Origin of the sequence: Nonomuraea antimicrobica, from assembly GCF_039536965.1 — a bacterium.
In the GTDB taxonomy this organism is placed as follows: domain Bacteria; phylum Actinomycetota; class Actinomycetes; order Streptosporangiales; family Streptosporangiaceae; genus Nonomuraea; species Nonomuraea antimicrobica.
In genome coordinates this window covers 1-13,652 of the sequence record NZ_BAAAZP010000088.1, presented here as the reverse complement: position 1 = coordinate 13,652, position 13,652 = coordinate 1, and the positions used below count along the sequence as shown (strand labels likewise).

Genomic DNA, 13,652 nt, shown 5'->3' with positions numbered 1-13,652 from the left:
CGGGGGACCCATGCGTCATGATCATTATGCCAGGCTTCCGGCTCGCGCCTGCCACTCCGGCCGGAGTATCGCCATGAGCACCGCGTCGTGCCACTTTCCCTCCCACAGCAGGGCGTCGCGCTCGACGCCCTCCTCGATGAAGCCGACCTTCTCGTACACGTGTCGCGCCCGCCCGTTGAAGTCGAAGACGCCGAGCCTGATCCGGTGCAGCGGCGTCGTACGGAACGCGTGGCCGAGCACCAGCTCGATCGCCTCGGTGCCGTAGCCTCTGCCGACGGCGGCCGGGCCGAGCACGATGCGCAGATTGCAGGACAGGTTGGCGGTGTCGAGCTCGTTGAGCACGACCTCGCCCACGAACCCGCCGTCCGCCGTGATGGCCAGGTCGAGCCGGTCGGTCTGGGCGGCGCGGGTGGCGTACCACAGGCGCAGGCGCTCCTCGTCGAACTCGCCGTGCGAGCCCGTCAGCCGGCGCACCTCCGGGTCGGAGATCACCTCGAGCAGGTCTTCGACGTGCTCGAGGCCGACCGGGCACAGCGTCACCAGCTCGCCCTTCAGCGTGGGTTTCTCGGCGAACATCCCTTTTGGCTATCAGTCTCGACCGGTTTCGGGCAATCCCATTCTGCGCAAAACCTCGTCGCGCACCTGCTCGGGGCTTAGCGTACCGACGTCGCAGACCAGGTCCGCGACCTCGCGGAAGAACCGCTCGCGGCGGGCCCGCATGGTCGCCGGGTCGTAGTCGGGGCGGTGGTCGCTGGTGCGCATGCGCTCGGCCAGCACCTCGTCGGGGGCGTCCACCCAGACCACGAACGCCGCGCGCAGCGCCGCGCGCACCTGGGGGTGCTCCAGCGTGCTGGCCGCCGCCGCGACCACCTGGGGCGGTCCCGCGAGCGACTCCAGCACGTGCTCGGCCTCGTAGCGGTGCAGCGCCTCCTTTCCCTCGCGGGCCGCGATCGGCGCGGAGGTGGCGCCGTGCCGGTCACGGAGGTACTGGTCGCTGTCGGTGAAGGGCAGCCCGAGCGCCTCGGCGACCAAACGGCCCGAGGTCGTCTTGCCCGAGCCCATGAGCCCGATCATCACGACGGGTTTGATTCTCGACATGGGGATAGAAGTTCTTTCGTGTCAAGGAGGTAAATCTGATGACCGTCGCCGGAAGCATCATCCTCATCATGCTCGGTGCGATCCTCACCTGGGCCGTCGAGGTCGACCTCGCCGGCCTCGACCTCAACGTGGTGGGCGTCATCCTCATGCTCGGCGGTCTGGCCGGACTCCTGTTCGGCATCTACAGGATCAGGGTCACCCGCAGGGCGGTCGGTCCCATCGGCGAACCGGTGCACAGCAGCGAGGAGCCCGTGGCCCGCCGGACCACCGTCCACGAGGAACGACGCCACTACGACGAACCACCGCTGTAGGAGGTGAATCGACATGCCAGCCGTTCAAGAGCTGCCGTCGACCATCAAACGTTCGCCGAAGAGGGCCCAGAACATGTGGATCAAGGCCCACGACTCGGCCGTCAAGGAGTACGGCGAGGGGCGGCGTGCGCACATGACCGCGTTCGCCGCGCTCAAGAACTCCTTCGAGAAGGTCGGCGACCACTGGGAGCCGAAGACCCAGAAGGGCCCCTCCGGCAAGGGCACCACCGCCCGCGCCGGCGCCGGCCGGATGACCGGGGCCGTGGACGCCAGCGCCAGCAAGGAGCACCTGCAGAAGGTGGCCGCCAAGCTGGGCGTGGTCGGACGCTCGAAGATGAGCAAGCAGGAGCTCCTGAGTGCCATCAAGAAGGCCGGCAAGAAGGTCATGCCGAAGGCCGGCATGGGGACCAAGGCCGGTATGGGCACCAAGGCCAGCATGGGGACCACGAAGTCCCGCATGGGTACGAAGTCCGCTGTGGGAACCACGAAAACCCGCATGGGGACGAAGGCCGGCATGGGGACCACCAAGTCCCGCATGGGGTCCAAGACCGGCATGGGTACCAAGGCCGGCATGGGCACCAAAACCGGCATGGGGACCACCAAGTCCCGCATGGGGACGAAGAAGTCCCGCTGACCCACGTGACCCACTCATGAACGCCCGGACCCGCTCATCGGGCCCTCGTTCATGAGTGGGTCACTTCATGCGTGCCCCCGTCACAGTGCTCTGGTGACAGCGCCCTCGCGACGGGCCCTCGCGACGGGCCGGCGCTCACAGCAGGCTCTTGACGGCCCCGGCGATGGCGTGGCGGTCGATGCCGGCGTCGGCGAGCTGCTCCCGCGGCGTCGCCGACCCGGGCAGCCCCGTCACGGCCAGCTTCACCACCCGCGGCCCCAGCTCGCTCACCGCGTCCATCACCGCGTCGCCCAGGCCGCCCTCCAGCCGGTGGTCCTCGACCGTGATCAGGTTGCCGGTGGTGGTGGCCGCCTCGGTCAGCGCCGCCGCGTCGACCGGTTTGACCGAGTACAGGTCGATCACTCCCACGGCGATGCCCGACTCACGCAGGTCGTCGGCCGCCGCCAGGGCCTCGTGCACGGTCACGCCCGCCGCCACGATCGTGGCCCGGTCGCCGGGCGTGTGCCGCAGCACCCGTGAGCCGCCCACCGGGAAGCGTTCGCCCGGCTGGTAGATGACCGGCGTGTCGCCCCGCGTGGTCCGCAGGTAGGACACGCCCTCCAGCCCGACCATCTCGGCGACCAGGGCCGCCGCCTGGTTGGCGTCGCACGGGTAGAGCACGGTGCTGCCGTACACGGTGCGCAGCATGGCCAGGTCCTCCAGGCCCATCTGGGACGGGCCGTCCTCGCCGATCGCCACCCCCGCGTGCGAGCCCACCAGCCGGATCGAGGCCCGGCTCACCCCGGCCATCCTGATGAAGTCGTACGCCCTGGTCAGGAATGCCGCGAACGTGGCCGCGTACGGCTTCCAGCCCCGCACCTGCAATCCCACCGCCGCCGCCACGAGCTGCTGCTCGGCGATGTACATCTCGAAGAACCGCTCGGGGAACTCCTTGGCGAACGCCTCGGTCCTGGTCGAGTCGGCCACCTCGCCGTCCAGCGCCACGACGTCCCCGCGGGCGGCGCCGAGCGCGGCCAGCGCCTGCCCGTACGCGGTCCGCGTCGCGACCCGCTCGCCCACCGCGTACGCGGGCAGCTCCAGCCCGTCCGACTCGAACCGGAACGGCGCCGCCTTCACCGCGGGCTCGTGCACCGCGACGCGTACGTTCCTGAGCCCGCCCAGCTCCTTCACGGCCTTGTCCGGGTCCTTGAGCGGCTTGCCGTGGGCACCCTCGCGGTTCTCGACCTCGTGCGCGCCTTCGCCCTTGCGGGTCTTGGCCAGGATCACGGTCGGGCGGCGGCGGGTGTTGCAGGCGTCGCCGAGCGCGAAGTCGATCTGCCCGGGGTCGTGGCCGTCGATCTCGATCGTGTGCCAGCCGAACGCCCCGAACCTGCGCGCGTACGCACCGGTGTCCCAGCCGTGCCTGGTCGGGCCGCGCTGTCCGAGCCGGTTGACGTCCACGATCGCGGTCAGGTTGGCCAGCCCTTCGCAGCCGGCGTGCTCGGCGGCCTCCCAGATGGAGCCCTCGGCCAGTTCGCTGTCGCCGCACAACACCCAGACCCGGTACGGCACCCGCTCCAGCCGCCCGGCCATCGCCACGCCCACCCCGACGGGCAGCCCCTGGCCGAGTGAGCCGGTGGCCACGTCCACCCAGGGCAGGCGGGGGGTCGGATGGCCCTCCATGCGGCTGCCCCGCCGCCGGAACGACAGCAGCTCCTCGTCGGTGATCGCGCCCGCCGCCTTGTAGAGGGAGTAGAGCAGCGGTGAGGCGTGGCCCTTGGAGAAGATCAGGTGGTCGTTGGCCGGGTTGTCCGGGTCGTCGAAGTCGTAGCGGAGGTAGCAGGCGAACAACACGGCCATCAGGTCGGCGGCGGACATGGACGAGGTCGGATGGCCGGAACCGGCTTCGGCCGCGGCCCGTACGGAGTCGACGCGGAGCTGCGCCGCCAGCTCGGCCAGGTACTGAAGATCGCGTTCAGGCATCAAGAACCTCCTGGAGAACCGTTTGCTGCGACGCGAGCCCCGACGTCACCACGACCCACCGGCCCGCGCGGTGGCGTCGTGCCGTGCTCAGCCCGCCTCTCCGTTGTGCCGCCGCTTCTGCTTTTTCACGGCCAGAATCATGTCGACCACCGTGACGACGGCCATCAGGACCGCGATGCCCGCCAGGACCCACGCCCTGGTGAGGATCCCCAGCACCGTGAACGCGAACAGGAACACCAGCAGGTACGAGCCCACCCTGATGTGCACCACGTCGCGGGGCGTGGCGGGGACCATGGCATGACCTCGTTGATCCCGCTCTTCATGCCACTTTCCGTTGTCCGACATGCCGCTCACCTGCCCGCCCCGTTTGCGGCCTAACGTCCGGGGGTAGCCCCGCTCGGCGTACCAGTGGAAAGGGAGCTTTTGACCTGATTAATACAGTTTGAGGTGTTGATACCTGGGCATGCGGCGACAGAAGAGGGAGGCGAGCGATGGAAGCTCCGCAGTACGTCGCGGCCCGTGTCCAGCAGGCGCTGGCCGAGGACGGACGCACGCACGAGCTCGGAATCCGCGTCGACATCAGAGGCGACCAGCTCTTCCTGCGCGGCCAGGTGAGCGAGGCCGCACAGCGCGAGAGACTCGGTCAGGTGGCGCACGAGGCCGCGCCCGAGCTCCATCTGCACAACGAGATCAACGTCGTTGAGGCCACCGAGCCAGGGGAGGATGAGCGTCTTGACTGACCTGCGCATAGCCGCCGTGGGTGACATCCACCTGGGCGAGGACGGCAGAGGCCAGTACCGCAAGAGACTGGAGGGCATCGAGGACCGCGCCGACGTGTTCATGCTGGCGGGCGACCTGACCAGGCACGGCACGATGGAGGAGGGCCAGGTGGTCGCCGACGAGCTGCGCGGCCTGCCCATCCCGGCCGTCGCAGTGCTCGGCAACCACGACTACCACTCCGACCTCCAGTACGAGATCGCCAATGAGCTGCGCGAGGCCGGGGTGATGGTGCTGGACGACGACGGCGCGGTGATCCAGTGCGGCGACAAGAAGGTGGGCGTGGTCGGCGGCAAGGGGTTCGGCGGCGGGTTCGCGGGGAAGTGCGCGAGCGAGTTCGGCGAGCGCGAGATCAAGAACTTCGTCTCCCACACCCGCAACATCGCCGAGGCGTGGAAGGTGGCGTTGAAGGAGATCGTGGCCGACCACCGCGTCGTGCTGTCGCACTACTCCCCGATCAAGGAGACGCTGGAGGGCGAACCGCACGAGATCTACCCCTTCCTCGGCAGCTACCTGCTGGCCGAGGCGGTCGACACGGCGGGCGCCGACCTCATCCTGCACGGTCACGCGCACAAGGGCAGCGAGAAGGGCATGACGCCGGGCGGCATCAGGGTACGTAACGTGGCGCTGCCGGTGCTCAACCGGGCGTACGCCGTCTACTGCCTGAGCTGCGACGAGGGCCTGCAGCCCGTGGCCTGACCCCCTGAACGGCACGCCCCTGACGTCGAAGCCGCCGACCCCGCCCGGCCCGGCCGGTAGCCCGATGACGACGAGAACGATCTCCCAGAGCAGGTCATGGCGCCCCACGCCTACTTGACGATCGTTTGGGTAGCCCGCTCACATGAGCAGCCACGGGCACGCGGTCACCGACGCCATCCTCGACACGCTCAAACGGGCCAGCTCGGGGTTGAAGGACGCCGGGGTGAAGTTCGCGCTGGCCGGTGGCTGCGCGGCGTACGCCCGTGGCGCGGCGCCCTCCCTGCACGACGTGGACTTCGTGCTCACCGAGCACGACGTGCCCGCCGCGCTGGAGGCGCTGCGCGGCCTGGGCTTCCAGACGGCCAAGCCGCCGGAGGACTGGCTGGTCAAGGCGTACGACGAGGGGCGGCTGGTGGACCTGATCTACCGGGTGTCCGACCTGCCGATCACCGACGAGCTGCTCGACCGGGCCGAGCCGCTGAAGGCGTCCGCGGTGATCGTGCCCGTGCTGGAGGCCACCGACCTGGTGATCACGTGGCTGCTGCCGCTGTCGGAGCACGCCTGCGACTACGGCGCGCTGCTGGCCCAGGTGCGCGCGCTGCGCGAGCAGGTGGACTGGCCGCGCGTGGCGGCGGTCGTGTCGGACTCGCCGTACGCGATCACGTTCGTCACCCTGCTGGAGCGGCTGAGCGTGCTCGACGGCCCGGTGGTGCCGTCGGGCGACTCGAAGTGGCCCTGACCAGCCGCCGACCAGCCGCCGATCAGCCGCGCCGCGTCGCGGCGGTGACCCGCTTGAGAATGCGGTCCCACTCGGTGCCGAACGGGTTGTCCTGCACGAGGTACGTCCACGTGGCCGTCGGCCGCTTCAGATCCGGCTCCGGCGCCTCGAACGACTCCAGCGACCGCTTCTCCACCTCCGCCAGCAGCGACTTGTACTCGGCCACCGCCTCCCGGTGGAACTCGTCGACCGGGCTCATCCGGCCCAGCGCCCGCAGGTGGATGCCTTCGCGCAGGTCGGTCAGGAACGCCAGGTGCTCGGTCCAGCAGCGGTCGATCGCGTGCAGCACGATCTGCCGGGCCGTCTCGTCGCGGGTTTCTTCCGGCAGGTCCTCCCACCGCTCGGAGTCGGCCTCGGCCAGCGCCTTGGCGGCGGCGTCGCCGTGCAGCACCTTGTCGCGCCATTCGAGGATGAGCTCGCGCTGGCGTTCGAGCAGCCGGGTGTAACGCCACGTGTTGCGGTGGATCTCCAGGTTGACGCCCTCAGCGACGCGCTGCGCGTGCCCCACGAGGTACGCGCCGCGCCGGTGGCGCACCACCCCATCGGCGTCGGCGGCGGGCGGACGCTCGTCGGGCACGAACTGGGTGATCAGATCATCCTTCATGCTGACGAAGAACACCGAGCCGCCCGGGTCGCCCTGCCGCCCGGCCCGCCCGCGAAGCTGGTCGTCGAGACGGCTGCTGGCGTGCCGGCCCGAGCCGATCACGTAGAGGCCGCCCAGCTCGGCCACGCCCTCCCCGAGGCGGATGTCGGTGCCACGACCGGCCATCTGGGTGGAGACGGTGATGGCGTCGCGCTCGCCCGCCCTGGCGATGATCGCGGCCTCTTCCGCGTCGTTCTTGGCGTTGAGCACGACCGGCTCCAGGTCGCGCCGCTGCAGCAGCTTGGCCAGGTTTTCCGATTCGGCCACGTCGAGCGTGCCGATGAGGATGGGCCGGCCGGTCTCATGGACCGCCTGGATCTCCTCGACCAGCGCCGCGTCCTTGTCGGGAACGGTCGGGTAGATGCGGTCGGGCTCGTCGACCCGCACGCACGGCCGGTTGGGCGGGATCACCGCGACCTTGAGCCCGTAGAACTCGCCGAGCTGCTCGCTGACGGCCACGGCCGTGCCGGTCATGCCGCAGATCTGCGGATAGCGGCGGATCAGGCCCTGGACGGTGATCGAGTCGAGGATCTCGCCCTTCTCGCTCGGCGGCAGCGCCTCCTTGGCCTCCACGGCCGCCTGCAGGCCGTCGGGCCAGCGCTGCAACAGCGCCACCCGGCCGCGCGAGGGGTTGATGAGCTGCACCTTGCCGTCGCGCACGATGTAGTCGACGTCGCGCGCGAGCAGTGAGTGGGCGTGCAGGGCCAGGTTGAGCTCGATGAGCGCGCCCGGCTCGTGCTCGTCGTAGAGCTCGACGCCGAGGAGGTTCTCCACGCTGTCGGCGCCCTTGGGGGTGAGGTAGACGTTGCGGGCCTGCTCGTCGATCTCGTAGTGGTAGCCGCGTACGAGCTGCCTGACCAGCGCGGCCATCTCCGGCACCGCGTTGCCCGGGTCGGCCGCCCCGGCCATGACCAGCGGCACGCGGGCCTCGTCGACCAGCACGGAGTCGGCCTCGTCGATCAGGGCCACCTCGGGCGCGGGCACGATGATCTCGCCCGCGTCGGTGCGCAGCCGGTCGCGCAGCACGTCGAACCCGATCTCGCTGACGGGCCCGTAGGTGACGCTCTTCGCGTACGCCTCGCGGCGCTCGTCGGGCGAGGAGTTTTGCCCGATCCAGCCCACCGTGACGCCGAGCGCCTCGTAGAAGGGGCCCATCCACTCGGCGTCGCGCCGGGCCAGGTAGTCGTTGACCGAGATGACGTGCACCCGCTTGCCCTGCAGGGCGTAGCCGGCCGCCGCCATGGCCCCGGAGAGGGTCTTGCCCTCGCCGGTGGCCATCTCGGCGACCTTGCCGTCGAGCAGGGCCAGCGTCCCCAGGAGCTGCACGTCGTACGGGCGCAGCCCGAGCGTCCGGTCGGCGGCCTCGCGCGCGACCGCACAGAACTCGGCCAGGTCCTTCATGTCGGGCACGGGAAGCTCGTCGAGCCCGCGCACCCGCTCGGCGCGCGCGTCGGCCGCCTTGACGGTCTTCTGGTAAGGCGTCAGGGGGACGCCTCCTGGACGATCCAGGAGGTTCCTCAGTATTCCCTTGATCGAGGCCACAGTTCCTCCAACGCGCGCTGCGCCGACACCGTTCCCCCGGCCGGGGCGGAGAGCGGAGCGACGATTCGGCAAGCGCCGCCGTACCGGACCTTAACTCATCCGGGGGCCGGGACCGTCACATCACGCCGTATCGGCCCGTGTGGTCAGCACCACGACGGCGGCCAGCAGCAATGCGCAGCCGCACCACGCCGCCGGCGTGAGCCGTTCGCCGAACACCACGACGCCCAGCAGCGCCGCGCCCACCGCCTCGCCGAGCGAGATGATCGACACGGTGGTGGCCCGCAGGGCGGTCAGCGCACGGAAGAACAGCCCGTACGCCAGCGCCGTCGGCACCGCCCCCAAGTAGACCAGCAGGGCGACCGTCTCCCAGGTCAGCACCGGCACCACCCCTTCGGTCAGCGCGAACGGCGCCAGGCACACCGCCCCGACCACGAACCCGCCGACCGCCACGGTCACGGGGTCGTCGCCGTTGTGGCGCCTGGACAGGAGCGTGACCCCGGCGTACCCGGCGGCCGAGGTCAGGGCGAAGGCGACGCCGAGCGCCGAGGAGGCCCTGGCCTGCACCGCCGCCTCGCCCGTGAGCAGGACGAGCCCGGCCAGCGCGGCGGCCAGGGCGACGAGCCCGACCCGGCCGAGCCGCTCGCGCAGCAGGAAGCGGCTGCCCAGGGCGGTGAAGACGGGAGTGGCGCCCATCGTCACCACGGTCGCCACGGCGACGCCGGAGTGGGCGATCGCGGCGAAGTACGCGGTCTGGTAGACGGCCATCCCGGCGCCGACGACCAGGAGACGCCCGTTGAGAGGTCCGTTGAGAAGCCCGCCGACGCGGGCCCGGCGGGCCAGGACGAGGAGGAAGGCGGCGCCGAGCAGGTAGCGCCACAGGGAGACGCCGACGGGGCCGAGGCCGCCGGTCTCGAAGAGCAGGGATCCGGCGGCGCCGCCGGTGCCCCAGGCGGTCGCGGCCACGGACACGTAAAAGGTGCCCCGCCGGGCGGAGACATGGGTCATGACAGGGGTTCTCCGGGTGGAGTGGTCGGAATGGGCCCGGTGTGCGGGCAGCAACCACCCCCGGATCGGTCAGACCCGGAAAGTCAGGAAACGCCGCCGCCCGCTAGCGGGCCGGCGGCGGGGAGCAGATGAGGCGCCGATGCATGGGCCCCACCTTAGCCGGGCCACCCCGTGTCCCGCCGCCCGCCACCGCCGGCGAGCGGCGGTCGGCGGGGCCGGATCATCGCGTCCGGCTCCCGGCCGGTACGGCGGCGTGCGCGGGCTGCCGTTTCGACAACAGCCGTTTGAGCCGGGGCGCGAGCGGCCGCTCCACGAACCGGTACACCAGGTACGCCGCCCCCAGCATGACCACGATCATGCCCACGAGCAGCACGTACCTGTTCACCGTGCCCTCCAGCCGGGCGAACAGGATGAAGCCGACGTGCGCGTGCAACAGGTACAGCGGATACGTCAGCGCCCCCGCCGTCACCAGCCAGGGCCGCGCCATCCACTGCGTCACCCGCAGCGCCACGAACGTCATGACCAGGAAGATCAGTACGACCACGGCCGTGATGACCGCCGGCGAGTACGTCACGGAGTACCGGTCGCCGACGGCCTCGGCGTACCCGATGGCCCGGTAGACCGCGTTGCCCAGGCAGATCGGCACCAGCAGCGCGATCTGCCAGTCCAGCCCGAACCGGTAGAGCATGAACAGGGCCATCCCGGCGATGAAGTAGTGGGAGAACTCCGACTGCACGACCAGGTCCGCGAAAGAGGGCAGCACCCGCAGCTCCACCAGGAACGTCAGCGCCAGCCAGCCCCAGAGCCCGGCCATGACCAGGCGGCGCGTCACCCCGATCCAGACGGCGACCAGCATGAGCAGGTAGAACCGCATCTCGGCCCACAACGTCCAGTAGACGACGTCCACGTTCTCGATGTCCGGCACGGCCTGGAACATCGTCAGGTTGACCAGCACCTGCGGTAACGACACCTGGAAGAGACTCTGTCCCAGCAGCACGGTGACGAGGGCGGTGACGGCGATGCCCACCCAGTACGCCGGATAGAGCCGCACCACCCGTGACACCACGAACTGCCGTGGGTTCCTGCCCCACGCGCTCATCAGCACGACGAATCCGCTGATCAGGAAGAACAGGTCGACGCCGAGGTAGCCGTACTTCGCCCACCCGCTCTCGGTGACGAAGCTCACAGTGGTCTTCCCGCCGGCCCAGCCGGAGAACACGTAGTGGTACAGCACCACGCACAGCGCCGCCAGCAGCCGGAGACCGTCGATCTCATAGAGCCGTTCCGGCCTGGTTCGCATGGCTGTCGCCCCTCTTCTCGCATGGCAGTCGTGGAGAGGGTGACGCCATCAGCTTGATGGCTGGTTAAGGCACGTCAAAGGCACTCTTACGGGTTCACCCGAAAAACGACGGGAAGATGGCCAAGTAGCCGTAAGGGCCGAGTCATCTCGTGATGGCCAAGGTCAAGGGGGCCGGCGGTGGGGATCGTCATACCTGACAGAAGATGGCAGGTACGGCTGGCAGGCTCCCCGGCATGACGACGAAAGCAAACCTCCTCGCCTTCAGCATCGACTGCGCCGACCCCCGGGCACTGGCCGCCTTCTACCACGAGGTCACCGGAATGGAGATCACGTACGCAGAGGACGAGTACGCCGCCCTCACCGACGGCACCGTCAGCATCTACTTCGGCCGTGTCGCCGACCGCAAGCCGGTCGTGTGGCCGAGCCCCGACAAGCAGTTCCACCTCGACTTCCGGGTGCCCGACATGGAGCGGGCGGCCGAGGAGTACGTCGCCCTGGGGGCCACCAGGCCCGAGTTCCAGCCGGGGATCACCGAGGAGGGCACCCGCTGGATCGTCCTGCAGGACCCGCAGGGCCACCTGTTCTGCCTCTGCCCACTCCAGTCGTAACGCGACAAGGGCCGAGGTGGGCCCAAGGATGGCGACAAGTTCGTGCAGGTCGCGACTGATTTAGTCTGATGTTTCCGACCAAAGGATGACCCTCGGGCCTGCCTGGACTCTTAAGCTGGAGCAATGCTGCTGAACGTACCCCTGCTCCTGCGCGGGCCGCGATGACCTGGGTCGGCATGCTGATCGCGCTGGCAGGGGCGCTGGGCTACGCCCTCGGCGCCGCCCTGCAACAGTACGAGGTCGTTGCCGAGGGCGTCTCGCTGAGCCTGGTGAGACGCCCCCGCTGGTGGGTCGGCGGCATCATCTCCTTCACCGGCGCCTGCCTGCACGCCGTGGCGCTGAGCTTCGCGCCGCTGGTCGCCGTCCAGCCGATCAGCGTCGCCACGCTGGTGTTCGCCGTGCCGCTGGCCGCGTTCATGTACGGGCGCAGGCCGTACCGGGCCGAGATCCTGGGCTCGATCGCCGTGGCCGTGGGCCTGCTCTGGCTCATGCTCCTGGTGCCCACGCACAACGTGACGCCCAGGCTGGGCGACGCGGCGGCGCTCGGGTTCATCGCCGTGATCGGGGTGATCACGCTGGTCACCCAGGTGGTCGCGGGCAGGGTGCACGGGGCGTCCAGGGCGCTGCTGCTGGCGGTGGGGGCCGGGGCCGTCACCGCGAGCGTGTCCACGTTCGTGCGGGTGGTGGGCGGCGGGATGCAGGGCGACTGGGGACGGCTGGTCCACTGGTTCAGCCTGGCCGTGCCCGTGCTGCTGGTGTGCGCGGTGGTGCTGCTCCAGCGCTCGTACGCGGTGGGCTACTTCGGCATCGCCTACGCCGGGGTCCAGGTGGTCGATCCCATCACCTCGGTGCTGGCCGGGGCGATCCTCCTCGGTGAGCCGCTGCCCACCTCGCCCTCGACGGCCGTCCCCGCCCTGATGGCCGCCGCGCTGACCATCGGCGGCACGATCACGCTGGGCCGGCTCACCCCTGACCATCACGGCAAACCCAGCACGCCGCCGCCCGTCGCCGTCTCCGGGCCCGTCGCGCCGCGACTCGAGCGTGCGGTCCCCGTCCACTCCGCGCCGGTGGACGCGACCTCCCGTCCCTCGACCGCGACCTCGGAGCTGGGCTGAGCGTCAGCACACCTCCCGGTACGGCACCTCCGGCAGGTGCCGCGCCCATTCCGCGGGCGTGAGCGGGCCGTACCGCCCGCACACCCACACGCCCGGATCATCCGCAGGGATGCCTGGTGGCGCCAGGTCGATGGTGAGCACCGTGCCGCGTCCCGCCAGCACCCGCAGCCACCTGCCGTCGCCGGACAGCGCCGCCCGCGCGGGCCGGTCGGCCGAGGCCGGCAACTGCCGCTCGGCCAGCAGGGTTCCGTCGGCGAGCCGCCACACCCGTACGCGGTCGCTGTCGGTGCTGACCAGGAGCCGCCCGTCCGGGCTGAAGCGCAGGAGGCCGGGGGAGGGGCGCAAGCGGGTGTACCGCGCGGGGACGCCGTCGAGCCCGTAGACCTGGATGCCGCTCTCCTCGGCGATGGCCACCCGCTCCCCGTCGGGCGCGAACGTCGTGTACTCCCACGGCATCCGCTCCAGCCACGGCGCGGGCGACGCCCGGCCCGCGCGCCTGACCTGCGACTCCCGCCCGTCGAACACCAGCGCCACCCGGTCCTGGGGGCCGACCACGGCGTACTGGCCCACGTACGCGGCCCGCTGCGCCCGCAGGTCCCAGGCCCACCGCTCGCCCGACTGACGGGCCGCCGCGAACAGCAGCCCGCCTCCCGGGCTGAACCACGCCATCTGCTCGCCCGGCGCCCCGAGCCCGCGTCCGAAGGGCGGGCCCACGGTCCCGGTACGCAGGTCGTACAGGTAGGAGCGGTCGACCCCGACGAGCGCCAGGGTACGGCCGTCCGGGGCCCAGGCCATCGCGCGGACGCTCTGCGCCGGCCCCGCCGTCGTGGCGACCGTACGGCCCGAGGCCAGGTCGTACAGGCGCAGCACGCCCTCCTCCAAGGCGGCCAGCGTGGCCCCGTCGTCGGTGATGGCGTGCAGCGTGCGCGGCCCCGCGTACGGGTCGGCGAACACCCCCACCGCCACGTCCCCGGCCTCCAGCGCCCGCCGCGCCTCCGGGATCGGGGCCAGCCGCCAGGCGGCCAGGCTCAGCTTGCGCGCGGTCACCGGATCGGCCACCCGCAGCGCCTCCGCCCGCGAGGCCGCCACCCTGGCCATGGCCTCGTCCAGCCGCTCGTCGGCCACGCCGCGCTGCCAGAGGGCGAGCAGCGCGGCCACCAGCGCCACCGTCAGCAGCCCC

At 70.8% G+C, this 13,652-nt stretch carries 15 protein-coding genes; 7 read left to right on the top strand and 8 right to left on the bottom strand.

The features are described 5' to 3' along the window. Positions 1-24: 24 nt before the first annotated feature. On the bottom strand, positions 25-576 hold the full coding sequence (locus tag ABD844_RS22990) for a GNAT family N-acetyltransferase (RefSeq protein WP_344881414.1): 552 nt from the start codon (positions 574-576) through the stop codon (positions 25-27). 12 nt (positions 577-588) lie between these two features. Then, the gene (locus ABD844_RS22985) at positions 589-1,098 is read right to left on the bottom strand and encodes a shikimate kinase (RefSeq protein WP_344881412.1); all 510 of its coding nucleotides are present in this window, start codon (positions 1,096-1,098) and stop codon (positions 589-591) included. 38 nt (positions 1,099-1,136) lie between these two features. Between ABD844_RS22985 and ABD844_RS22980 the strand changes: the two genes are divergently transcribed. Further along, a complete protein-coding gene (locus ABD844_RS22980) occupies positions 1,137-1,409 on the top strand; it encodes a hypothetical protein (protein WP_344881408.1) in 273 nt (90 codons plus the stop codon). A gap of 13 nt (positions 1,410-1,422) precedes the next feature. After that, entirely contained in the window at positions 1,423-2,043 is a 621-nt protein-coding gene (locus ABD844_RS22975) for a ChaB family protein (RefSeq protein ID WP_344881405.1), read from the top strand. A 135-nt stretch (positions 2,044-2,178) separates the two neighbouring features. Here the strand turns inward: ABD844_RS22975 and ABD844_RS22970 are convergent, their stop codons facing one another. Then, positions 2,179-4,005 (bottom strand): transketolase, encoded by a 1,827-nt coding sequence (locus tag ABD844_RS22970; RefSeq protein WP_344881402.1) that lies wholly within the window; start codon positions 4,003-4,005, stop codon positions 2,179-2,181. 87 nt (positions 4,006-4,092) lie between these two features. Beyond that, the gene (locus ABD844_RS22965) at positions 4,093-4,299 is read right to left on the bottom strand and encodes a hypothetical protein (protein ID WP_344881399.1); all 207 of its coding nucleotides are present in this window, start codon (positions 4,297-4,299) and stop codon (positions 4,093-4,095) included. Between the two features lie 197 nt (positions 4,300-4,496). Between ABD844_RS22965 and ABD844_RS22960 the strand changes: the two genes are divergently transcribed. From ABD844_RS22960 to ABD844_RS22950, 3 genes are all read left to right on the top strand, one after another. Continuing rightward, positions 4,497-4,745 (top strand): BON domain-containing protein, encoded by a 249-nt coding sequence (locus tag ABD844_RS22960; protein WP_344881396.1) that lies wholly within the window; start codon positions 4,497-4,499, stop codon positions 4,743-4,745. Continuing rightward, positions 4,729-5,481 carry a metallophosphoesterase family protein gene (locus ABD844_RS22955; protein WP_344881394.1) on the top strand — a complete coding sequence of 251 codons (753 nt, stop codon included), beginning with the start codon at positions 4,729-4,731 and terminating at the stop codon, positions 5,479-5,481. The genes ABD844_RS22960 and ABD844_RS22955 overlap by 17 nt, the downstream gene beginning before the upstream one ends. A 142-nt stretch (positions 5,482-5,623) precedes the next feature. Further along, entirely contained in the window at positions 5,624-6,220 is a 597-nt protein-coding gene (locus ABD844_RS22950) for a nucleotidyltransferase (protein ID WP_344881391.1), read from the top strand. A gap of 22 nt (positions 6,221-6,242) precedes the next feature. Here ABD844_RS22950 and secA2 read toward each other — a convergent pair whose 3' ends face one another. The 3 genes from secA2 to ABD844_RS22935 form a co-directional block, all read right to left on the bottom strand. Next, on the bottom strand, positions 6,243-8,444 hold the full coding sequence (gene secA2, locus ABD844_RS22945) for an accessory Sec system translocase SecA2 (RefSeq protein ID WP_344881388.1): 2,202 nt from the start codon (positions 8,442-8,444) through the stop codon (positions 6,243-6,245). 120 nt (positions 8,445-8,564) lie between these two features. Beyond that, positions 8,565-9,449: a DMT family transporter gene (locus ABD844_RS22940; RefSeq protein WP_344881385.1), complete on the bottom strand. Its 885-nt coding sequence runs from the start codon at positions 9,447-9,449 to the stop codon at positions 8,565-8,567. Positions 9,450-9,669: 220 nt separating this feature from the next. After that, on the bottom strand, positions 9,670-10,749 hold the full coding sequence (locus tag ABD844_RS22935) for an acyltransferase family protein (RefSeq protein ID WP_344881382.1): 1,080 nt from the start codon (positions 10,747-10,749) through the stop codon (positions 9,670-9,672). 233 nt (positions 10,750-10,982) lie between these two features. Here ABD844_RS22935 and ABD844_RS22930 point away from each other — a divergent pair, with 233 nt between their 5' ends. Then, positions 10,983-11,357, top strand: a complete 375-nt coding sequence (locus ABD844_RS22930) for a VOC family protein (RefSeq protein WP_344881379.1) — start codon at positions 10,983-10,985, stop codon at positions 11,355-11,357. A gap of 161 nt (positions 11,358-11,518) precedes the next feature. Continuing rightward, positions 11,519-12,472, top strand: a complete 954-nt coding sequence (locus tag ABD844_RS22925; RefSeq protein WP_344881376.1) for a DMT family transporter — start codon at positions 11,519-11,521, stop codon at positions 12,470-12,472. Positions 12,473-12,475: 3 nt separating this feature from the next. Here the strand turns inward: ABD844_RS22925 and ABD844_RS22920 are convergent. Further along, on the bottom strand, positions 12,476-13,652 hold a 1,177-nt coding region (locus tag ABD844_RS22920; RefSeq protein ID WP_344881373.1), incomplete at its 5' end, for a WD40 repeat domain-containing protein.